Origin of the sequence: Leptotrichia sp. OH3620_COT-345 (assembly GCF_003932895.1) — a bacterium.
Lineage (GTDB): Bacteria > Fusobacteriota > Fusobacteriia > Fusobacteriales > Leptotrichiaceae > Pseudoleptotrichia.
Genome location: NZ_RQYW01000170.1, coordinates 1 through 313, shown reverse-complemented (window position 1 = coordinate 313; position 313 = coordinate 1). Strand labels below are relative to the sequence as shown.

The 313-nt window shown below is 36.7% G+C and carries 1 protein-coding gene; it reads left to right on the top strand.

The genetic code is table 11. The features are described 5' to 3' along the window. A partial coding sequence (locus EII29_RS12485) for a hypothetical protein (protein WP_158612571.1) occupies nt 1-313 on the top strand: 313 nt, incomplete at both ends.

Below are 313 nucleotides of genomic sequence, written 5' to 3'. Positions count from 1 at the left end.
GTAAGGGCTTAAAGAGGGCAAAACATAAAGAAGATTACATTAATGGAGGATTTGGAGCATATAATGCGGGAATGAATATGGCGAGTGCATTAGGGGGAGTATTTACAAATCCCCTAGGAATGTCGGGTTCAATAAATATGAGCAGTAATAAAAGTACGTATCATAGAGAAGAAATTATATCGGTAGGAAGTAATTTACATGTAAAAGGAGGGGTGGAGTATAACGGAAAGACCCTTCATACAAGAGGACTTAATATATTAAATGAGGGAGATACGGTATACAACATAACAGGACAGATATTAAAAGAAGCAGG